Source organism: Evansella clarkii, assembly GCF_002019695.1.
Taxonomy (GTDB): Bacteria; Bacillota; Bacilli; order Bacillales; family Salisediminibacteriaceae; genus Evansella; species Evansella clarkii.
In genome coordinates this window covers 4,496,474-4,518,849 of sequence record NZ_KV917376.1, presented here as the reverse complement: position 1 = coordinate 4,518,849, position 22,376 = coordinate 4,496,474, and the positions used below count along the sequence as shown (strand labels likewise).

Below are 22,376 nucleotides of genomic sequence, written 5' to 3'. Positions count from 1 at the left end.
CATAGACTTAATTAACATGATTATCTATGCAGGAGGGTGCGAATTATGGGACAGGATGTATCAGAAGATAACAATAAGGAATACCATCTGTTTATTATTGATACATTAATTCAGGCCAAAAAGAAAGAAAAAAAGGCTGAAAAGCAGATGTACAGAGCAGCGATTATTTTTTTCATCGTTTTAACCCTGGGTGCCATTTATATTTTTCTTCGTTTAAGCCAGGCGGGACCAGGCAGTTCATATTTAACCTTCCTTCTTGACGACGGTTTGCTGTTGATTTGGATTGCAGCCCTTTTCTTATGCTTTTATAACTTTAATAATAAAGCCAGATACTTTGACAAAAAGGAAAAGGACTTTGAGGAATTGAAAGAGGATGTCATTGACCGGGCGGATGATATATGGCACTCGCCAAGCGGATCCCGGAACAGGTTAAGGGAATACCATGAACTGAACGATAAATATGATATTAATTTATTTCATAAGTAAACATTATAAATAGCTGGCAATAACGCCTGGATTTTATTTTCCAGGCGTTCTGTTTGTTATCGTGTCTTGATCACATTAAATTCCAGGTTAATAGCGAATGAATGTGACGATTTGCGGATCCCCTCCCCTTTGTTGTCTACACGTTACATAGTCCCAGATCTGCTTTTGTGAAGTTATTTTATACTGTCCGATCCTTTAGTCAATGTTCATCTACTAAAGCTTCATACTAAAGCTGCACGTCAATTGGAAAGTTTTCTTCACATAGAGAGGTGTGATTAATAAGCTTGAAAGCGCTTACTGATGAATATATAATAGAGCCTGTCGGAATATTTTATACACTCCTCATAAAACCTGATATACTGCAGATAAGGTATGAGAGGTCCCGGATAATTCAGCTGAGGATAATACATAAGAATTTTAATACTGAAAAGACGGGCTTTTTACCTTTTTGAAAAAATAGTGGTATGGGGCTGTAAAGAAAGATTCATAGAAATTAAATAAGGAGCTGAAGCGAATGAGTCAGAATGTAAAATCAGATATCGAAATTGCCCAGGAAGCGAATATGGTTCCCATTAAAGACCTGGTAAAGGAACTGGAATTATCAGAGGATGAATGGGAGCCGTACGGGCATTACAAAGCAAAGCTCTCATTATCAATAATGGACAGGCTGGAAAGTAAGCAGAACGGGAAAGTCATTCTTGTTACCGCGATTAACCCCACTCCTGCGGGAGAAGGGAAATCTACAGTTACAGTAGGTCTTGGTCAGGCGCTGAATAAAATCGGTAAAAAAGCGATTATTGCACTGCGGGAACCATCTTTAGGCCCGACAATGGGGATAAAAGGAGGAGCTGCAGGAGGGGGATACTCTCAGGTTGTCCCTATGGAGGACATTAATCTGCATTTCACTGGTGACATTCACGCTATTACAACAGCCCATAATGCTCTTTCTGCAATGCTTGATAATCATATCCACCGTGGAAATGAGCTGAATATAGATGTTCGCCGGATAACATGGAAGCGGGTATTGGATATGAATGACCGTGCCTTAAGAAATGTTGTGGTCGGTCTCGGGGGACCTCTGCAGGGAATGCCAAGGCAGGATGGTTTTGATATTACTGTTGCTTCAGAAATTATGGCAATCCTTTGTCTGTCTAAGAATCTGAAAGACCTGAAAGAGCGCCTGGCTAAAATTGTAGTAGGCTATACTCCTCAGGAAGAACCGGTTACTGTGAAGGATCTTGGCGCAGAGGGAGCATTAACTCTGTTGCTTAAGGAAGCAATTAAACCGAATCTCGTGCAGACACTTGAAAATACACCAGCACTGATACATGGGGGACCATTCGCAAACATTGCCCATGGCTGCAACAGTGTAATCGCAACTAAAATGGCATCAAAGCTTGGTGATTATGTGGTTACAGAGGCTGGTTTCGGGGCAGACTTAGGAGCTGAGAAATTCCTCGACATAAAAACAAGAGCAGGAGATATTGACCCTGACCTCGTTGTAATTGTAGCAACGATAAGAGCGCTTAAGATGCACGGGGGCGTTCCGAAAGAGCAGCTTAAGGAAGAAAATGTGGAAGCACTAAAAGCAGGGCTTACAAATCTTGAAAAGCATGTGGAAACCATTCGCCAGTTTGGACTCCCGCACGTAGTGGCTATAAATAAATTCATCCATGACACAGAAGAAGAAATTTCTGTTCTCAGAAACTGGTGCGATGAGCAGGGAATCAATGTAGAGCTTGCAGACATCTGGGCAAAAGGCGGGGAAGGCGGTAAAGAGCTTGCGGAAAGAGTAACTGCTGAGATTGAAAAATCGGATAACAACTTCCAGCATCTTTATGACTTAGACACCTCTATCAAAGAGAAGGTGGAGTCCATAGCCACGAAGGTGTACGGCGCAAAAGATGTGGTGTTTTCAGCACAGGCATTGAAACAGATTGTGACTTATGAGAAAAATGGCTGGGGAAATCTTCCTGTCTGTATGGCCAAAACTCAGTATTCACTATCCGATGATCCGACAAAGCTTGGACGTCCTGAAGATTTTACAATAACGGTCAGAGAACTGAAGCCTTCTGTAGGTGCAGGCTTTATCGTTGCACTTACAGGAAATGTTATGACAATGCCCGGACTACCAAAAGAACCTGCAGCCATGAAAATGGATGTTGACGAAAACGGAAAAGCAGTTGGTTTATTCTAGAAAATAATAATCTCATATAAAAACAGGAGCAGCAGCTTCTGTTTTTTTTGCTCTATTATCGCTGCAAATCCTGCCCCCCTCCTGCATATTCTGATAAATGAGTATAATAACGGGGGGCGGCAAAATGAAACAAAGATTTCTTATTCTGGCAGGTGGATTGATCGGTCTTGCAGTGTTTTCCGGCCATTATAATACTTTCATGGAGGTTGGAGGGGAAGCCTTTCTGGCATCAATTGTTTTTGAGCCGTTTACCTGGTTTCTGGCTACCATTTCTTTTACTGCAGGATTTCTCTGTCTGGGGAGAATACTGTTTTATTTCCTTCTTCCCTCTAAAATTTTTCTTGAGAAGTGGTTATATTTAATGGCTTTATTATCCATGCTTTTTCTATACAGGCATGCTGCCCTTCTCGTTCTGTCCTTAGCTGTTCTCTATGCTATAATAGAGGCTGCTGCCTACAATAAACGCCTGGCCAGATACAAGAGGAGAGAAAAACAGTGAATTATTTTCTGATTGCAGGAGCCATTTTATGCTTCCCCTTTTTCGTTCTGTTTTATATGTACCATCTGGCAAGGAGCTATGAAGTGACAGAAGAACAAATTAACCTCCCTGTAAAAATACAAGAAAAAAAGGTTCTCTTTATAACAGATATCCATTTCCGGAAACTTGATAAAAAAATGTTCGATTCATTTTCTCCAGTGGATTATGTTTTTATCGGCGGAGATATTGCAGAAAAGGGAGTTCCGGAAGAAAACATTAAGAATAATTTAACGATCCTTACTTCTTTAGGGCAGGTCTTTTTTGTATGGGGAAATAATGATTATGAATTCGGAGAAGATAAATTAAGGAAGCTGCTGCTGGACTATGGAGTTATATTGATTGAAAATGATGCGCATATATTTGAAGATCAAGAGGAATACTGGAGTATTGCGGGAGTGGAGGACCTGAGTACAGGGCGCACATGTGCAGGAAAAGCATTGAACTCATCGAAAGGGCCGGTTATTTTTCTTACGCATAATCCGGATGCAGCTGTTCTGACCTGGGGAAGAAGTGAAGTAGCTGCAGTCCTTGCCGGGCATACACACGGTGGACAGATACGCCTTGGACCATTTGGGATAGCTGAAAAAGGCGGCTGGAAAGTACGGGGTGGAAACCCTCTGTTTATAAGCAACGGATTTGGCACAACTGGTATACATTTAAGACTGGGGGCAAAACCTCAGTTTCATTTATTCAGACTGAGAGGAAAAAGCTAAGCGGGCTTTTTTCGTTTTTTTATCGTTTAACGGACAAGCCGTTTCCTTTCTGAATACATAACTGCATGAAATAATTAAAATAGAGATGCATCTGCATGATTGGGTATTCGGTCGAACCAAAAACATGCTCTGTACATACGTTAACAGTAAGAAATGTTTACATTCCCAATCTGACATCATTGAGGAGGACCGACCATGCGCCTGGAGCGGTTAGCATCTGATAAAATAAAAATATTTTTAACCTTTGATGATCTCCGGGAGAGAGGGATATCAAAAGAAGAAATATGGATGGATATTCCCAAAGTACATGATTTATTTCGCGACATGATAACAGAGGCCAGCATTGAACTCGGTTTCCATACTGACGGTCCGGTTATTGTGGAAGTGTTTGCCTTGCCATCCCAAGGCATGGTGGTTATTGTTACTATCACCGAAGATGAAGAAGAGGAAGACGCTTTTGATGATTCATTTATTGAACTGCAGATCACTCTTGATATAAAAGAACATTTAATTTACCGGTTTGATGATATAGAGCAGGTAATCCAGCTGGCAGCAGAATGTGCGAGAATCGGAGTGGAATCCGGGAAGCTGTACTCCATGGACGGCTCTTATTACCTGCTGATGGATGAAAACACGGAAATAATCCACCCGGATAATTTAATAGCTTTGCTTGCTGAATTTGGCGAAACCTCGACAATTACTGCCTTCCGTCTTGAAGAATACGGGAAAGAAATTATAAAAGAAAAAGCATTAAAGGTGCTGAATGAGCACTTTAAATAAAAACTCCCTTCGAAACGGAGTTTTTTTGTGTTTATCACATAGACAAGAATAAAAAATAAATTCCTGCCTGTTCTTTCTTCTTGTAAAGGAAGCAGATTTTTTTAAAAAATACAGAGTGTAATATTGTTTTTTTTTTTGTAAATGAATCAATTTCATATATAGGCTTTGCATAAAAAAAAGACGAACATTACTTTTCGATTGCAGCGAAAGACGGCGACTCTTGCGGGAACAGCGCGAGCTGAAAATCCATTTTTGCCGGCGTTCAGCCGTCAAAAATTAGTTGAAGCCGTGCCCGCAGAACGCGTCCGTCTGTAGCGTAAATCGAACCACAAAGTAACATTTTAAGAATCATTTCGTATAAATGATGAAAACCTTGAATTATAAAATTGATTCAAATATGCACGAAGAGGAAAAGAAGTTTAAAAAAACGATAGAATAGTGGAAATATAATATTATATTCTTTATAGTAATAGTTAGAAGGTGCTAGTCATCTGTTTTTTAATATGGACACGACGCAGAGGTGAAAGTGATGGAAGGAAACGAGAAGTTGGAAAATGGAAAGGCCGAAAATGTAAAAGGTGATCAAGGTAGCCAGGACGTACTTGTGTCGACACGTACAGTCATAAAGCGGGCTCTTGACAAGCTTGGATATCCCCAGGAAGTATTTGAGCTGATGAAAGAACCGCTGAGAATGATGACCGTCCGTATTCCTGTTAGAATGGACGACGGGTCGATCAAGGTGTTTACAGGATACCGAGCTCAGCATAACGATGCAGTTGGCCCAACAAAGGGAGGCGTCCGTTTCCACCCGAACGTTACGGAAAAAGAAGTGAAAGCGCTGTCAATCTGGATGAGTCTGAAGGCCGGTATTGTGGATCTTCCTTATGGAGGAGGAAAAGGCGGGATCGTTTGCGATCCGCGGGAAATGTCCTTTCCTGAGCTGGAGCGCCTCAGCCGCGGCTATGTCCGTGCAATAAGCCAGATTGTGGGACCTACTAAAGATATTCCGGCACCAGATGTGTTTACAAATTCCCAGATAATGGCCTGGATGATGGATGAATACAGCAGAATGAAAGAATTTGACTCGCCTGGCTTTATTACAGGAAAGCCAATTGTCCTTGGAGGTTCACATGGCAGAGAATCTGCAACTGCCAAAGGTGTTACAATTTGTATCCGTGAAGCTGTGAAGAAAAAGGGAATTAACCTTGAGGGAGCCCGGATTGTTATACAGGGATTCGGAAACGCAGGCAGCTTCCTGGCAAAATTTATGCATGATGCAGGCGCAAAAGTTGTCGGTATTTCCGATGTATACGGAGGTCTTCACGACCCGGACGGACTGGACATCGATTATCTTCTTGATCGCCGTGACAGTTTTGGCACAGTAACTAAACTTTTTAAAGATACGATTTCAAATGACGAATTGCTGGAACTTGAGTGTGACGTTCTCGTACCTGCAGCAATCGAAAACCAGATTACAAAGGAAAACGCCCATAAAATTAAAGCTGAAATTATTGTTGAGGCTGCAAACGGCCCAACTACTATCGAAGCTACAGAGATACTCAGTGACCGGGGAGTCCTTCTCGTACCCGATGTCCTTGCAAGTGCAGGAGGAGTAACAGTGTCTTACTTCGAATGGGTACAGAACAATCAGGGATTCTACTGGTCAGAAGAAGAAGTGGCAGAAAGACTGGAAAAAATCCTTGTCTCGTCCTTTGATAATGTTTATCGTGTCTCTTCTACCAGAGGAGTGGACATGAGGCTTGCAGCCTATATGGTTGGTGTGAGAAAAATGGCTGAAGCGAGCAGATTCCGAGGCTGGATTTAATTTTCACATGGCGTTACAATAGAATAAAAGAATCAGAGATTCCCTTTCGCTTAAGCTGAAAGGGTTTCTTTTGTGACTACTGTTTTCACAAGTTTTACTCCCGTTTTCTCGTTGTGGAGACAATCCCGGAAGAGCTGCAAGTTTACTTTAACGAAAGCTAATAATATAGTGAACCTTCAATCAGTGGGGGGATTCATCCCCCCATTGATTGTTAGTTGAACCAATCGGGATGTTAGCGTCCGTTATCTCACGCATAAAGAATATCTTCGCTTCCACTCCTGTTTTGAGGCGGGAGTTTTACGGACGGTTACATCGGGATAAATATCATATATGACAGGTAAATCAATCGAGGTGTTAAAAATGAAGCAGGAAGATGCGATTATAATTGGTGCCGGCCCTTGTGGCCTTGCAGCGGCGATTGCTCTTCAGAATAAAGGAATGAGCCCGCTTATTATCGAAAAAGGCAATATAGTTAATGCTATTTATAACTATCCTACTCATCAGCAGTTCTTCAGCAGCAGTGAGAAGCTGGCTATAGGCAATATCCCTTTTTACAGTATTGAAAGGAAGCCCAAAAGAAACGAAGCACTCGTTTATTACCGGCAGGTGGCTGAGGAAAAAGACCTGAAGATAAACGCCTATGAAAAAGTTGTAAAGGTTACAAAAAACGCGGAACGGAACTTCACTGTGCTGACAAAGCTGTTAAATGGTTCGGAAAAAGAGTACAGTACTAAATATTTAATTATTGCCACCGGTTATTATGATTCCCCAAATTATATGAATATTGAAGGAGAGGATCAGCCTCATGTTTTCCACTATTTTAAAGAGGCACACCCTTTCTATGGCCAGCATACGGCGGTGATCGGCGGAAAAAACTCCGCTGTTGATGCAGCGCTTGAGCTTGAAAAAGCCGGCGCAAAAGTAACTGTATATTACCGTGGGGCTGAATATTCAAAAAGTATCAAGCCGTGGATTCTCCCTGAATTTGATGGCCTTGTCAGAAATGGCCGGATCAGCATGCACTTTAACACTGAGATTGAGGGAATTACGGAAAACAGTATTATATACAGGAAAGATAATCAGAAAATGGAAGACAGGGCTGATTTTGTTTTTGCTATGACAGGGTATCACCCTGACCATTCTTTTTTAAAGGAAATGGGTGTTGAAGTTGAAACGGAAACAGGAAGACCTGTTTTTAATGAAGAGACCATGGAAACGAATGTGGAAAATATATTTATTGCTGGAGTTATAGCAGCCGGAAACAATGCAAATGAAATTTTTATTGAAAATGGCAGATTCCACGGCGGTAGAATAGCGGTGGCAATTACAGACAAAGAACGAAGCAGATAATCATAAAGTGAACCTTCAATCAGTGGGGATTTTGTTCATCCCCCACTGATTGTCAGTTGAACTAATCGGGATGTTAGCGTCCGTTATCTCCCACCTAAACATCACTGGTTAACTCATGTTTTGAGGTGGGGGTTTTACGGACGATTTCATCGGGATAAATTTAATAAGTCTGCATGGGGAGGAAAGTTATGAAGAGAGTTGCTGTAATAACAACAGGTGGTACGATTGCAAGTAAACATAATGAAGAAGGAAGGCTCAGTTCAGGTGTTATTTCCGGAGAGGAACTAAGTACTATTCTGAATCTCCCTGAAGATATTGATATAACTATTTATTCTATGCTGCAGAAGCCAAGTATGCATATTAGTTTTTCAGATCTTGATAATATCCGTAAAAAAATAATCCATTTATTTAAGAACAACGAAGCAGATGGAGTAGTGGTGACCCATGGAACAGATACGCTGGAAGAATCGGCGTACTATCTGGATCTGACTATTGATGATCCTCGCCCGGTTGTTGTCACTGGTTCACAAAGATCCCCTGTTGAGCTTGGGAGTGATGCTTTTATTAATCTCCGCCATGCGATTTATTCTGCTTCTGATACTCAGTTAAGAGATACAGGAACTGTTGTGGTATTCAATGAGAGAGTTTTCGCTGCTAAATACGTTAAGAAGGAACATGCTTCCAATATACAGGGATTTAATTCATTCGGATACGGTTATTTAGGTATAATTGATAATGATCAGTTGTTTTTGTATCAAAAACCTTTAAGGCAGGATAAAGTGGTGCCTAAAGATAGTAAAGTCCCGGTTGTAGAGATTATTAAATGTTATCTCGGGGCAGATGATAAATTTATACGGGCATGCATTGACAGTAAAGTGGACGGGATAATACTTGAAGGAGTAGGTCGTGGGCAGATTTCTCCTGATATGATGGAAGCTGTTAAAGAGGCAATTGCTGAAGGTATTCATATTGTTGTTACGACAGCAGCTGAAGAGGGTGAGGTATATACTGCATACGAGTATTCAGGAAGTGCCTACGATTTGTACAAAGCGGGTGTGATTCTCGGTAAAGACTATGACAGCAAAAAAGCCAGAATAAAGCTGATAACCTTACTTCGTGCAGGGGAAAATATTAAAGAAGGCTTTACTCAGTAACGGTTTTGAGGAAAAAACTGCCGGAAAGGCGATGAAGAGGATGCTTTCTCTGGTTACCGCAGGGATCGCCCCTGCAATAGCACTTCTGTGTTATTTTTATTTAAAAGATGAATATGAGCAGGAACCTGTTCACATGGTGGTAAGATGCTTTCTATTTGGCGGGTTACTTGTATTTCCTATATTATTTATACAGTTTGCAATCGTCGAAGAAGGTCTGGCGGACTCTGTTTATGTTCAGGCCTTTCTGAAGACAGCTCTTATAGAAGAGTTCCTTAAATGGTTCGTTGTAGTCGCTGCTGTATTTCATCACATGCATTTTAACCAGCGCTATGACGGAATTGTTTATGCGACAGCGGTAGCTCTAGGGTTTGCTTCTGCGGAAAATATTATCTACCTCCTTGCAAACGGGATGGAAACAGCCTTTTTAAGAGCAGTTTTTCCAGTGAGCAGCCATGCTTTGTTTGGCGTCATAATGGGTTACTATCTTGGTAAAGCGAAGTTCTACAAAAAGAAAAAGATACTGTTCCTTTCATATTCTTTTCTGTTACCATTCCTTTTGCATGGTTTTTATAATTTTATTTTACTGACCCAGGATAAATGGGTATTATATTTAATACCTTTTATGATTTTCTTATGGCTTCTGAGTTTAAGAAAGATAAAAAAGGCAAACAAGAATCAGGAGCTTTTCAGCAGAAAGAGTGCTGCGGGATAAGGCGGCAGCTTAAAGAGACAGCCAAACCTGTATACATTGCAGGTAAGCTGAATTTACTTGGAAAAAGGAGTGATTTTGTTGGCTGAAGTTAAGCCACGTTATAAAATAACGATCAGATGCCCGGAATGTGGAGAAAAATATATCCTTCGAGGCAGGCCTAATAATGAAGGAGGATATGATACGGGGTTCAGGAAATGTGTTTGCGGAAATGAATCACGGCTCGAGGTCGATGTATCTCCGGAATAGAAAATCTAAATTGAAGGATGCATCCAATGGATGTGTCCTTTTTCAATGGTCTTAGGGAAGGGGACATTCAATCCGGCAAAATAGGTTTTTCTTTAAATTGGTTTTTTTGTATAAAAAGAGGTCGTTAGATAAAACTACCCATAATGAACCGCTATGCAATGAGCAATAAACTGAGGAGGATTTCATATGGGCAGTCAACGTTTTTTAAAGTTTAAAAAGCATCATATATGTCTTGTTGTATCACTGTTTATTTACGGAATGCTGCTGGCGGCTCCCCAGCCTGCAGACGCATTCAGTGACCAGGTTATCCAGAAGGGAGCTACCGGGGACGATGTAGTCGAGCTCCAGGCACGCCTTCAGTACATTGGATTTTATAATGGAGATATTGATGGTGTTTTTGGATGGAGCACCTACTGGGCAACACGCAATTTCCAGCATGAGTTTGGAATGGAAGTTACCGGGCTTGCAGGTGAAAAAACAAAGGACATGCTTGAAAGATCAACACAATATGACAAAGAATATGTTCATCGCATGCTCCGGGAGGGCAGGAAGTTTACTTATTACGGAGGGATGGACAAAAAAATACAAAAAGGTCCAAAAGGCAGCGGGGATTCTCCTCAGCAAGGAGGGCAAAGGCAGCCACAAGGCGGAGGGAGACAGCAGCCTCCTGCTGAACCTGAGCAGCAGGGCGGACAGCAGGAAGCACCTGCTCCTCAGGAAGGCCAGGGGGGAGGCGCGGAGCAGCCTGCGCCAGCCCAGGAGCAGGAACAGCCTGCACCTGCCGCTCCTCAGGAAGAAGAGACTCCGGCTCCTGCAGAAGAAGAACCAGTCCCCCAGGATAACGCAGCAGATATTGAAAGTGCTATAAATGTTCCTGAAGGCTTTACTGACAATGATATAAGGATAATGGCCCAGGCAGTTTACGGAGAGGCCAGGGGAGAACCTTATGTGGGGCAGGTTGCTGTTGCTGCTGTCATATTAAACAGAATAGCAAGCCCAACTTTTCCTAACACAGCTTCAGGAGTAATTTTTGAACCAAGGGCCTTTACTGCAGTTGCAGATGGCCAGATTTACATGGAGCCGGATGAAACAGCCCGGAAAGCAGTGCTTGATGCTATAAATGGCCAGGATCCATCTGGCAATGCTTTATATTATTTTAATCCTGATACTGCAACATCAGGATGGATTTGGACGAGGCCGCAGATTAAGAAGATTGGCAAACACATTTTTTGCGAATAAGAAGGGAGGCGGAATTATGGTTCGGTCTGTATTAATAGGAGTATTAGCTATCGCTTTGATTGGCACTGGATTTTGGGGCTGGGGACAGCAGGAAGAGAAAAATGCTATTTTGCTGCAAAATGAGAATAATTACCAAAGGGCATTTCATGAGTTATCTTACCATGTAGATATGCTCCATGATGAACTTGGAGCAACACTCGCCATGAACTCTAAAGAACGTCTCTCCCCGTCTCTTGCTGAAGTGTGGAGGCTTACAGCCCAGGCGCAAACAGATTTGGGGCAGCTTCCCCTTGGTATGATGCCTTTTAGTAAGACGGAAGAATTATTATACAAAATCGGTCAGTATTCTTATAAAAACGCTATAAGAGACCTGGATCAGGACCCCTTAACAGATGATGAATACAAAAACCTGCAAAAACTTTATGAACAGGCAGGAGAAGTACAGGGTGAAATCAGAAAGGTGCAGTCCATGGTCCTTCGGGATAATCTCAAATGGACAGATGTTGAACTTGAGCTTGCTTCCCAGCAGGAACCATATAATAATTCAGTGATTAACGGTTTTGAAATGCTGGATGAAACTGTCGGCGGATTCTCAGAAGTGGACTTTGGAGCAGGTTCTTCCGAAATCGGCGCAGATGATAAAGCAATTGCTGAAAATTTAAAAGGTAAAAATGTTTCAGAAAGAGAAGCAATTAAGAAGGCACATAAATTTATGGGTATAGAATCTTCCGGCGGGACAGAGATTAGTGAAAGTGGAGAAGGGCTGGAATATAAAGCTTACACAATAACTATTCCGGATCAAAAGCATGGTACGAATATTGTTATGGATATGACCAGAAAGGGCGGAGAACCAGTTTGGATGCTCAATGAAAGAGATATTGACGAGCAGAAAATCAGCCTGAATGAAGCATCCGAAAAAGCGAAAAAGTTCCTGGAGCGAAATGGCTATGAAAATATGCAGTTAACTGACAGCAGACAGTACGATAACATCGGAGTATTTAAGTTTGCTGAAGTACTCGGCAATGTGAGAATATATTCTGATTCAATCTCGGTTGAAGTTGCTCTTGATGAAGGGGACGTTATTGGATTTGAAGCCTTTGCTTACCTTGAACATCACAGGGACAGAGATGTGGAAGAACCGAAGTTATCAAAAGAGGAAGCCGAAGAACGGCTGAACCCTAACCTGGATGTAATGGAATACCATCTCGCGGTTATTGAGAACCAATTAGAAGAGGAAGTACTTTGCTATGAATTTTTTGGTGTGATAAATAATGATACGTACAGAATTTTTATCAATGCTGAAAATGGTAAAGAAGAGCAGGTAGAAAAATTAGCAAATGCAGAACCTGTGCTCCGACAGAATCAATAATATTCAGAAGAGCTGCCAGCCGGAGAAACACTCTCCGGGCTGGCAGCTTTATTTTTAACAAAAATATTCTGTTTTTCCTTACATCATATCCATTTGAAAATAATTGAAGGATTTTCTTTTCCAGAGTCGAATAATCTAGGAGTGGAAAATTAACAGGGAAGGAAGAGTCCTTTGATTAAGGCAGGATGCACTATTTTTTTAGAAACGACACAACCAGACGGAAGTAAAAAGAGATACAGGAGCAAGCTGCTGGATTATGCCAGCGATTTGCTGTACATTGATTTTCCTGTGGAGGAAGGGTTTAGTAAACAAGTGAATTTTCACCGGGGCACGGAGTTTCGGGTATGGTTTCTCGGTAATGACGATGCTATATACTTGTTCAGATCTCAGGTTGCAGGAGCCGCTGAACTTCCAAGGCCAATGTTAGTTCTCAGCGATCCCGGGAAAAAGCAATATAAAAGAATTCAAAGGAGACAGTATGTACGGATCAATGCAGCTGCAGATGTTGCCATTCACCCACTGGATCATGAATTCGAGCCGTTCACTTCAGTGACGGCAGATCTTAGTGGAGGAGGGATGTCTGTCATTCTGCCGGACAGCCATCAACTGAAAAAAGGGAAAGCGATCAGGGTATGGATAGCTCTCCATTTTAATTCCGGGGAAAGTCTGTATGTTGAAACAAAATCCCGTGTGGTAAGAATACACGAGTACAGAGACCGGCAGAGAGCTTCCCTTCAGTTTATGTTAATTAAAGAAACTGAAAGGCAGAAAGTTATCCGCTATTGTTTTGAAAAGCAGCTTGCAATTAGAAACCGTGAGAAGGAACGGCAGGAAGGAAATATAGTCAAAAGGTAGGCTGTGATTATTAGACCGCAGGAATAAAAGTATGATAAGATAAATAAAGATGCAGTCAATATGATAAGTTAAGAGGGGTTTCACCATGAAAAAACAGATGAATATTGCCATTGACGGTCCTGCCGGAGCCGGTAAAAGCACAGTCGCCAGAATGGTGGCGGAACAGCTTGGATTTATATATATAGATACAGGAGCAATGTACCGGGCTCTGACATATGCAGCATTAAAGCAGCAGTCAGATATTCAGAACGGCAGTGAACTGTTAAAGCTGCTAAATAAAACAGAAATCGAACTTGTAAAATATAACGGCCAGCAGACCGTAACCGTTAACAATGATGATGTTGGAGAAGAGATTCGCCTCATTGATGTCACGAGTAAAGTGTCATACGTCGCCAGGCATCCGGAAGTAAGGGAAGAGATGGTAAAAAGGCAGCAAATGCTCGCAAAACAAGGGGGCACGGTAATGGATGGGCGTGATATTGGCACAGCTGTCCTGCCCGATGCTGAGTTAAAAGTGTTTCTGACCGCTTCCGTCGATGAACGGGCAAAAAGGCGCCATGAAGAGCAGCTATCAAAGGGGATGCCATCTGATCTTGAGGTACTGAAAGAAGAAATTCGCAACAGAGATAAAATAGATTCCGAGAGGGAAACCGCTCCGCTCAGAAAAGCAGAGGATGCTGTGGAAATCGATTCTACAAAGATGAGCATTGATGATGTTGTGAAGGCCATTCTCTCTCTCGCAGACGAAAGAAAGGGAATGATCAGGTGAAAAACAGTATATACAGTTTTGGCCAGTTTTTGTGCCGGGTTTTCTTCCGTATCTTTTACCGTGTAAAGATCGTCGGCAGAGAAAATATACCAGTCGATGGCGGTGTCCTCTTATGCAGCAATCATATACATATACTCGATCCTCCATTAGTCGGCTGCTTTCTGAAGAGAAAGACACGATTTATGGCGAAAGCAGAACTTTTCTCACAGCCGGTCTTAAAATCCCTTCTTCCAAAACTCGGAGCATTTCCGATCAGAAGAGGAATGAGTGACCGCCAGGCATTAAGGACAGGTCTCAAACTCCTGAAAGAAGGAGAGATGATCGGAGTGTTTCCTGAAGGAACGAGAAGTAAAACCGGTGATCTTGGAAAAGGCCTGGCCGGAGTTGGTTTTTTTGCCCTTCGTTCTGACTCGAACGTTGTCCCGTGTGCCGTGATAGGCAGCTATAAATTGTTTTCCAAGCTTCTGGTAGTCTACGGGCCCCCTGTTGATATGGCAACTCTCAGAGAAAACCGGGCTTCCGCAGAAGAAGCGACAGAGGAGATAATGGAAGGAATTCGTAAACTCCTTAAAGAATATGAGTTAAGAGGCTGATTTTAATTTGGTTATTTTCCCTATTGGTGTAGGGATTATCATAAAATAAGTTCCAAGTCGCCCGTCACTCGGGATTTAGGAGGTATTTAACATGACAGAAGAGATGAATAATGAAATGGCTGAGGTGAAAGACTTCTCAGTCGGGGAAATTGTGACAGGTACAGTCACTAAAGTGGAGGAAAAACAAGCGTATGTAAACGTAGGCTATAAAATGGATGGTATTATCCCAATTAGTGAACTGTCCAGTTTACACGTTGAGAAAGTCAGTGATGTTCTTAATGAAGGTGATGAAGTAGAACTTCAGGTTATTAAGCTTACTGACGAAGAGCTCGTTCTTTCCAAGCGGGCAGTCGCTGCAGAGAAAGCATGGGATGACCTCTCTGAAAAGCATGAGAACAGTGAAACTTTTGAAGCGGAGGTGGCTGATGTCGTTAAAGGCGGCCTCGTAGTGGACCTTGGTGTTCGCGGTTTTATCCCTGCTTCATTGGTTGAGCGCCACTATGTTGAGGATTTTTCCGACTATAAGGGCAAAACTCTTCGTGTAAAAGTGGTGGAAATGGATAAAGAAAAGAATAAGCTAATCCTCTCCCAGCGGGCTGTATTAGACGAAGAAGCTGCTGAGAAAAAGCGGGAAACACTAAACCAGCTGAACGCGGGTGATGTACTGGAAGGTACAGTACAAAGACTGACTGACTTTGGTGCTTTTGTTGACATCGGCGGGGTGGATGGCCTCGTTCATATTTCACAAATGGCACACCACCATGTGGATACTCCTTCAGAAGTCGTTAATGAAGGTGACGTTGTTAAAGTAAAAGTACTTGGTGTTGATCCGGACAACGAACGTATCTCCCTCTCCATTAAAGATACTCTTCCCGGGCCGTGGGAAGCTCTTGAAGGGAAATTCCAGCATGGCGATGTAGTGGAAGGAACGGTAAAGCGATTAGTTTCTTTTGGAGCGTTTGTTGAAATTGCTCCAGGAGTGGAAGGGCTTGTTCACATTTCCCAAATTGCCAACCGCCATATCGGAACACCTGGTGAAGTGTTAAAAGAAGGGGAATCAGTTAAAGCAAAGGTGCTGGATGTGAACGTCACGGAAAGACGCATTTCCCTGAGTATCAGAGCACTTGAAGAAGAGAAAGAGGCTAAAGCTGATAAAGCTGCTAAGAATGAGTATCAAAAGGAAGATGACCATTCAGGCTTTTCCTTAGGCGATATGATTGGAGACCAGCTGAAAAAGTACAAAAAATAACAGCTGCAGGTGATAGCGGCGAATTCTGGAACAAATCCTGACCATATTGGCATCCTGCTATTAGCAGGACAGTCAGGAGAATCAGAATTTAAACGCCTTGTATACTGGTATACTAAAGCCTGACAGATATAAAACGTTAAGGACATATCCTTATCTTCTCAAATCGGCGAACTGCGACTCAGTTCGCCGATTTTTATTCCGTGGTTCAGTATGAGGCTCATTATGTATACAAAACCTCTGTTCTGGTCAATCCTTGTAAGACCTGGTAAAGAACGGAGGCAATAAGTGTGGACGGTTTTATATTTCTTTGGGTAGGCTGGATGGCAATAATAGTAATTTACTTTTTTGAAGATAATTTAAAAAAGAGAAATTTGTGGCTGGTGATCTGTTTGGGGGCAATAACAGGGTCCTCAATTAATCTGCAGCTGCTGGCGTTTTCTGTAAATGGGGCAATCGTTATTTTAACTTTTGCGGCTTGTGTATATGTTTCGGCATTGCAGAAATTGAGCATTATCTATTTCTATTTTATTAGTATTCTATTATCAGGATTATACTTTTTTATCTATTACCTTGTTTATTTTGAGCCGGTCTGGCTGTATGTACCGCCGCTGTATATAATTAGTGCGAGTTGTTTCCTCGTAGTTTGTTTACTGGTGAAAAAGCTTTCAAACAGGCTGGCCGTAGCAGTTGCTGGCCTCATTCAGGGTGAGATAATTTTCACAGTTTTTTTATGGCAGTCTTCTCATCCGTTTTCACCTGAATACGTGATTGGCGGCAATGCGCTCCTTGATATATTATTATTAAGCATGCTCTTTGTATTCTGCTGGAGCAAGACAGAGGCGTTTATGGAAGCGGTTAAACGGAAATGGTACAAAAGACAGGGACATGCACGGTTTCCCGGCTCAAGGATGCACATATAACAAGAATCATTTATTTGAAGTTAAGATTCTTTAAAATATCTTGAAAGTCGTTCACCACCTGCGATGGGGTATCCAGGTGAGTCCTGTTGTGATGTGTGGTTTGATACTTTCCTGAGCGTTACTCGTAAGAGGACAAGACCATCCTTTTCGCTGGCAGTTCTCGCGCCTTGCTTTTCATATAGAGTGTTAAAAAGAAAAATGGTTTGTTATAATATTAAAGCTTGCTTCCTTTCCAGGCATAAATAGGAAGTTTTTTATTGATTATACAGAAGAGAAGAAAAATTGGTTTTGAAAGTGAGGAAAAAATTGTGCCAAAACCGGTATTAGCTATTGTAGGAAGACCAAATGTAGGGAAATCAACAATTTTTAACCGAATAGTAGGAGAACGAATTGCCATTGTCGAAGATAAACCAGGGGTGACAAGAGACAGAATATACAGTTCAGCAGAGTGGCTTAACCATGAATTTCATGTCATAGATACAGGCGGTATAGAAATGAATGAAGAACCGCTCATGGTGCAGATGCGGCAGCAGGCTGAGCTGGCAATAGAAGAGGCGGATGTCATTTGTTTTGTCGTTAATGGCAGAGAAGGTATGACCGGAGCTGATGAAGAAGTTGCTCAAATACTGTACCGTTCAAAAAAACCTGTCGTATTAGCAGTAAATAAAATAGACGACCCGACTATGCACGATCGACTGTATGAATTTTACAGCCTTGGTGTAGGTGATCCTTTCCCTATTTCCGGGTCTCACGGCATAGGTCTGGGAGATCTGCTGGATCAAGTCGCAGAACATTTTCCAAAAGACATAGAAGAGGATTATGACGAAGATACGGTCAGAATTAGTCTGATTGGCCGCCCTAATGTCGGTAAGTCTTCTCTTGTTAATGCTATTCTTGGAGAAGAAAGAGTCATTGTCAGTGATATCCCGGGCACAACGAGAGATGCCATTGATACCCCGTTTGAAAAAGATGGTCAGGACTATGTGGTTATCGATACAGCGGGTATGCGGAAAAAAGGAAAGGTGTACGAGAGTACAGAAAAGTATTCTGTGCTGCGTGCCTTACGGGCTATTGAGCGCTCCGATGTTGTTCTGATGGTTATTAATGCAGAAGAAGGAATTATCGAACAGGACAAAAAGATTGCCGGTTACGCCCATGAAGCTGGAAGGGCTATAATAATAGTTGTAAACAAGTGGGATGTCATAGAAAAAGATGATAAAACAATGAAAAACTTTGAGCAGAAGATCCGGGATGAATTTCTGTACCTTGACTATGCACCGATTTTATTTTTGTCAGCTAAAACAAAGCGCAGGATGCATAATCTCCTGCCTATGGTGAATAAAGTCAGTGAAATTCATAATATGCGGGTACCTACTCATGTGCTGAATGATCTTATTGTCGATGCAGTAACGATGAATCCTGCACCAACAGACAGTGGGGGGAAGAGACTGCGAATCAACTATGCCACACAGGTCGCGGTTGCACCGCCAACTTTCGTCTTGTTTGTTAATGACCCGGAACTTATGCACTTCTCGTACAGAAGGTTCCTGGAAAACAAAATCCGCGATACATTCGATTTCACAGGTACTCCGATCCGGATTATCGCCCGTAAAAAAAATGACTAATTATTTGGAGGGTTGTAATGACAGCAGTTATCTCGATTATAATTTCATACTTAATAGGCGCAATCAGCTTCAGTTATCTGCTGGCAAAAAAACTGAAACAGGTTGATATCAGGCAGCACGGCAGCGGAAACGCCGGGGCGACAAACACGCTGAGGGTACTCGGCCTTGGCCCTGCAATAGCGGTTTTGCTGCTTGACTGTCTTAAAGGTATCGCTGCCGTTCTGCTGGGGTTCTGGCTAACTGGAGAGGGCATGGTGGCCGCTGCCTGCGGTATTGCCGCAATTGCCGGGCATAACTGGCCGGTTTATTTCGGCTTCAGAGGCGGAAAAGGTGTAGCAACTACAATAGGTGTGCTCGCTACTCTTGTTTTTTTCGCTGCAATAATCGCAGGTGTTATTGCTATTATTTCTATCGTTATTACAAGATATGTTTCTTTAGGATCACTGCTTTTTATCGTACTGACTACAGTGATCACCTTTTTCTTCCACGGTTTCTTTGACTATCCGGCGTATTTATCTTACTTTATACTGTTTATTGCATTGATTTCTTTATGGCGCCACAGAACTAATATAAAACGCCTGCTTCAAGGCACTGAGAGCAAAATTGGAGAAAAAGCAACTTAAAGGGGAGGACGCAGTAATATGTCGAAAATCGCTGTACTGGGGTCGGGCAGCTGGGGAACAGCTTTGTCCATCGTTCTTGCCAGCAATGGGCATGATGTTTATTTATGGGGCCGATCAGAAGAACAGGCAAACGAAATTAATATAAATCATACGAACAACCGTTATCTGCCGGATATAAAGCTTCCGGAAGGAATAAACGCAGTAACAGATTTAAATCACTCCCTTGAAGGGGCGGAAGCAGTGCTCCTGGTAGTGCCGACTAAAGCGATGAGGGAAGTACTTAAGAAGGTTACCACTCTGATAGACCGTCCAGTGCTGTTTATACACGCCAGCAAAGGTATTGAACCTGGTACTCATTTGAGAGTTTCGGAAATAATCGAAGAAGAAATCCCAGTATCCCTGAGAGCCGGAGTCGCAGCACTCTCCGGGCCAAGCCATGCTGAAGAAGTCAGCCTCTATCAGCCTACAACAGTTACAAGCTCTTCCAGCGACCCGGAAACAGCTAAAAGGGTCCAGGACTTGTTTATGAATAAGCATTTCCGCGTTTATACTAATCCTGACCTCATTGGTGTGGAGATCGGGGGATCTTTAAAAAATATTATTGCCATCGGTGCCGGGATGACAAATGGACTAGGCTATGGTGATAACGCAAAAGCCGCTTTAATGACGAGGGGGTTAGCGGAAATCACACGACTGGGTCTGAAAATGGGAGCTAACCCACTGACATTCGCGGGGCTATCCGGTCTCGGCGATCTGATTGTAACCTGCACCAGCGTACACAGCAGAAACTGGCGGGCTGGTAATATGCTTGGAAAAGGTAAAAGCGTTGAGGAAGTATTATCAGAGATGGGGATGGTAGTAGAAGGGATCAGAACTACTCAGGCTGCATATGAGCTTGCCCGTAAGCTTGAGGTGGAGATGCCGATTACCAACGAACTTTATGAAGTTCTATTCAATAATAAATCACCCGAAGAAGCAGTAACTGAGCTTATGGGCCGTGTTAAAAAACACGAAGTAGAGGATTTGAAATTAAGAAAAGATGACTTTAAAGAATAGCCTGATTAAAAGTGATCTGTAATCACATGATGCCCCCCTGTGCATAAGATATCTTGACATCTTGCATGAGGAGGGCTTTGTTTTGGACGAGAAAAAAGGATCGATATTTGATCAGGTGGAAAAAAAGACAAATGTTAAGCAGCAGGATTTATTTAAACTGGCTAATCAGGTAAGCTCCACCGACTTGAAAAACGAAGAAAATGTCCGGAATCTCATTCATCAGGTTGCAAAGTTAGCTAATGTACCTGTCTCGAAGAAAAAGGAAGATGAGTTAGTAAAAGCAATCACTTCTAACAATGTTCCGACTGACTTTGCCAGCCTGGCAAAAATGTTTCAAAATAAGTGATAATCTGGGCTTATGTTCTCATCGAACCTTTTTAAGCAAGCATATAATAAAACGAAGCAACGCTAAATCCGGGTTGTTTCACTATTAAGCAGTGTTTAGTCACCGGCTGAAGAAATTGCCCCGTTTCTTCAGCCTTTTTATTTGATTTGAATCCATTTTATAATTTTCAACTTTAATGTGGACATTATCTTGGAAAAAGTTACTTTGTTGTTCGATTTACGCTTCAGTCGGACGCTTTCTGCGGGTACGGCTTCAACTAATTTTTGCCGGCTAAAACGCCGTCAAAAATGGATTCTCAGCTCGCGCTATTCCTGAAACAGTCGCCGTCATACGCTGCAATCGAAAAGTCATGTTCTTCTTTTTATCCAAAGCTTATAGATAAAATTCGTTCCTCCTTTGCTCTGATTTCATTGATATCACTGTTATAAAAAATTTAAAGTCATTCTGAGCTAATAAAACACTTATTTTTATTCATACATATATTTGCTGAAAATAGTAATTGATGTGCAAGGGGCTGTCGTCTGTGCTATAATTTATCCCGATGCAATCGTCCGTAAAACTCCCGCCTCCAAACATAAATGGTGGGAAAGATGTTTATTAGGCGGTAAATAACGGACGCTAACATCCCGGTTAGTTCAACTTACAATCATTGGGGGATGAACAAAACCCCCAATGAAGGTTCACTTTATCCCGTAAATTTCTTTTAAATGTGTATAATGAGGTGGAAGATATGACTAGCGATCCGATGACGAATATGTGGATCTCCTTTTTTGCAATGGGTTTAATGTTTATTTCTGTAGTTTTGACAATTTTTACAAAAGAGAAATTATCAGGTTTTCTCAGGTATCTGTTATTAACAATTAGCTTTATTTGTATAATGGTTGCAGGATTCATAATATTTTTTACTGTTTTTGCCGGGCCGACACCGGAATAAAACAAACTATAATGAAAATGCAAGGTGGAATATATGGTGTCTATCAGGACTTGTCTATTAATAATACTGGCCACTGTACTGCTCGCCGGATGTTTTTACCCCCAGGAGCGCCGCGTAGAAAACCAGGCCCCATACCAGGCACAGCTTGAAGCTGTACAGTCCGCCGTCATTCAGTATCGTCTTGATAACGGAGTACTCCCTACGGCCCCCAGGGAAGAGGGAACACCGTTATTCAGGCGTTATCCGGTGAATTTCGCACGCCTGGTACCCCAATATCTGGAGTCTGCTCCTGGGAACTCGTTTGAAAACGGTGGAATATATCAATATGTAATCACCAATCCAGAAGAAATGGCTGAAGTTAAGCTCATTGATTTAACTGTAATCAGAGAAATTCAGGAATTTGAGCGAAGGCTTCAGATGTACAGAAGGGAAAACGAGTACGCCCCTGTTGCCGGAATCGCTGGTGACGAGCTTCTGGAGATTGATTACGAAGCATTAAATTATGAGGAACAGCCTGCTGTTGACAGTCCGTTCCATCCAACCCACCGCCTGCCTCTCCTCATGCAGACAAATGGGGATATAATAATAGATTATTCTCTGGATATACAATATTATCTTGAGAATGAAGACGCTTCTTCCTACGAGGAAGGAGATGATCTGCGCTTTCTTTTATTGGAAAACTCTCCTTTTGCACCAGTGAATTCCAGGGGGCAGACAATAGAGAACGGTGAAATTGTATTTCTCCCGGCAGAAACTGAATAAATCAAAGCTGGAACTGGTTCATGCCAGTTCTAAAA

At 42.1% G+C, this 22,376-nt stretch carries 23 protein-coding genes; all 23 read left to right on the top strand.

Annotated elements, in window-relative coordinates:
- Positions 1-45 precede the first annotated feature (45 nt).
- A complete protein-coding gene (locus tag BK582_RS21235; protein WP_078596948.1) occupies positions 46-486 on the top strand; it encodes a DUF2663 family protein in 441 nt (146 codons plus the stop codon).
- A gap of 514 nt (positions 487-1,000) precedes the next feature.
- A complete protein-coding gene (locus tag BK582_RS21230) occupies positions 1,001-2,683 on the top strand; it encodes a formate--tetrahydrofolate ligase (protein ID WP_078596947.1) in 1,683 nt (560 codons plus the stop codon).
- Between the two features lie 124 nt (positions 2,684-2,807).
- The gene (locus BK582_RS21225; protein WP_078596946.1) at positions 2,808-3,182 is read left to right on the top strand and encodes a hypothetical protein; all 375 of its coding nucleotides are present in this window, start codon (positions 2,808-2,810) and stop codon (positions 3,180-3,182) included.
- Positions 3,179-3,934 (top strand): metallophosphoesterase, encoded by a 756-nt coding sequence (locus BK582_RS21220; protein WP_078596945.1) that lies wholly within the window; start codon positions 3,179-3,181, stop codon positions 3,932-3,934. Before BK582_RS21225 ends, BK582_RS21220 begins: the two co-directional genes overlap by 4 nt.
- A gap of 195 nt (positions 3,935-4,129) precedes the next feature.
- Positions 4,130-4,714, top strand: coding sequence for a genetic competence negative regulator (locus BK582_RS21215; RefSeq protein WP_078596944.1), 585 nt, complete (start codon positions 4,130-4,132; stop codon positions 4,712-4,714).
- Between the two features lie 529 nt (positions 4,715-5,243).
- Positions 5,244-6,539 carry a Glu/Leu/Phe/Val family dehydrogenase gene (locus BK582_RS21210; protein ID WP_078596943.1) on the top strand — a complete coding sequence of 432 codons (1,296 nt, stop codon included), beginning with the start codon at positions 5,244-5,246 and terminating at the stop codon, positions 6,537-6,539.
- A 360-nt stretch (positions 6,540-6,899) separates the two neighbouring features.
- Complete coding sequence (locus BK582_RS21205; RefSeq protein WP_078598212.1) at positions 6,900-7,889, top strand: YpdA family putative bacillithiol disulfide reductase; 990 nt, start codon at positions 6,900-6,902, stop codon at positions 7,887-7,889.
- 188 nt (positions 7,890-8,077) lie between these two features.
- Positions 8,078-9,043 carry an asparaginase gene (locus tag BK582_RS21200; RefSeq protein ID WP_078596942.1) on the top strand — a complete coding sequence of 322 codons (966 nt, stop codon included), beginning with the start codon at positions 8,078-8,080 and terminating at the stop codon, positions 9,041-9,043.
- 40 nt (positions 9,044-9,083) lie between these two features.
- On the top strand, positions 9,084-9,755 hold the full coding sequence (gene prsW, locus BK582_RS21195) for a glutamic-type intramembrane protease PrsW (RefSeq protein WP_078598210.1): 672 nt from the start codon (positions 9,084-9,086) through the stop codon (positions 9,753-9,755).
- Between the two features lie 78 nt (positions 9,756-9,833).
- Positions 9,834-10,001, top strand: a complete 168-nt coding sequence (locus BK582_RS27305; protein WP_167553236.1) for a hypothetical protein — start codon at positions 9,834-9,836, stop codon at positions 9,999-10,001.
- Positions 10,002-10,187: 186 nt separating this feature from the next.
- On the top strand, positions 10,188-11,240 hold the full coding sequence (sleB, locus tag BK582_RS21190) for a spore cortex-lytic enzyme (protein ID WP_078596941.1): 1,053 nt from the start codon (positions 10,188-10,190) through the stop codon (positions 11,238-11,240).
- Between the two features lie 16 nt (positions 11,241-11,256).
- Complete coding sequence (ypeB, locus tag BK582_RS21185; RefSeq protein ID WP_078596940.1) at positions 11,257-12,609, top strand: germination protein YpeB; 1,353 nt, start codon at positions 11,257-11,259, stop codon at positions 12,607-12,609.
- Positions 12,610-12,780: 171 nt separating this feature from the next.
- Positions 12,781-13,464, top strand: coding sequence for a flagellar brake protein (locus BK582_RS21180; protein WP_078596939.1), 684 nt, complete (start codon positions 12,781-12,783; stop codon positions 13,462-13,464).
- An 85-nt stretch (positions 13,465-13,549) separates the two neighbouring features.
- Positions 13,550-14,233: a (d)CMP kinase gene (cmk, locus tag BK582_RS21175; RefSeq protein ID WP_078596938.1), complete on the top strand. Its 684-nt coding sequence runs from the start codon at positions 13,550-13,552 to the stop codon at positions 14,231-14,233.
- On the top strand, positions 14,230-14,826 hold the full coding sequence (locus BK582_RS21170; protein WP_244895452.1) for a lysophospholipid acyltransferase family protein: 597 nt from the start codon (positions 14,230-14,232) through the stop codon (positions 14,824-14,826). The genes cmk and BK582_RS21170 overlap by 4 nt, the downstream gene beginning before the upstream one ends.
- A 91-nt stretch (positions 14,827-14,917) precedes the next feature.
- The gene (gene rpsA, locus BK582_RS21165) at positions 14,918-16,075 is read left to right on the top strand and encodes a 30S ribosomal protein S1 (protein ID WP_078596937.1); all 1,158 of its coding nucleotides are present in this window, start codon (positions 14,918-14,920) and stop codon (positions 16,073-16,075) included.
- A 287-nt stretch (positions 16,076-16,362) separates the two neighbouring features.
- On the top strand, positions 16,363-16,995 hold the full coding sequence (locus BK582_RS21160; protein ID WP_078596936.1) for a YphA family membrane protein: 633 nt from the start codon (positions 16,363-16,365) through the stop codon (positions 16,993-16,995).
- Positions 16,996-17,303: 308 nt separating this feature from the next.
- The gene (der, locus tag BK582_RS21155) at positions 17,304-18,620 is read left to right on the top strand and encodes a ribosome biogenesis GTPase Der (protein WP_078598206.1); all 1,317 of its coding nucleotides are present in this window, start codon (positions 17,304-17,306) and stop codon (positions 18,618-18,620) included.
- A 17-nt stretch (positions 18,621-18,637) separates the two neighbouring features.
- Positions 18,638-19,243 carry a glycerol-3-phosphate 1-O-acyltransferase PlsY gene (plsY, locus tag BK582_RS21150; protein ID WP_078596935.1) on the top strand — a complete coding sequence of 202 codons (606 nt, stop codon included), beginning with the start codon at positions 18,638-18,640 and terminating at the stop codon, positions 19,241-19,243.
- A gap of 18 nt (positions 19,244-19,261) precedes the next feature.
- Positions 19,262-20,299 (top strand): NAD(P)H-dependent glycerol-3-phosphate dehydrogenase, encoded by a 1,038-nt coding sequence (locus BK582_RS21145; protein WP_078596934.1) that lies wholly within the window; start codon positions 19,262-19,264, stop codon positions 20,297-20,299.
- An 82-nt stretch (positions 20,300-20,381) separates the two neighbouring features.
- Positions 20,382-20,645 carry a stage VI sporulation protein F gene (locus BK582_RS21140; protein WP_078596933.1) on the top strand — a complete coding sequence of 88 codons (264 nt, stop codon included), beginning with the start codon at positions 20,382-20,384 and terminating at the stop codon, positions 20,643-20,645.
- A gap of 730 nt (positions 20,646-21,375) precedes the next feature.
- Entirely contained in the window at positions 21,376-21,579 is a 204-nt protein-coding gene (locus BK582_RS21135) for a DUF2768 domain-containing protein (protein ID WP_167553235.1), read from the top strand.
- Positions 21,580-21,612: 33 nt separating this feature from the next.
- On the top strand, positions 21,613-22,341 hold the full coding sequence (locus BK582_RS21130) for a hypothetical protein (RefSeq protein ID WP_078596931.1): 729 nt from the start codon (positions 21,613-21,615) through the stop codon (positions 22,339-22,341).
- Positions 22,342-22,376 lie beyond the last annotated feature (35 nt).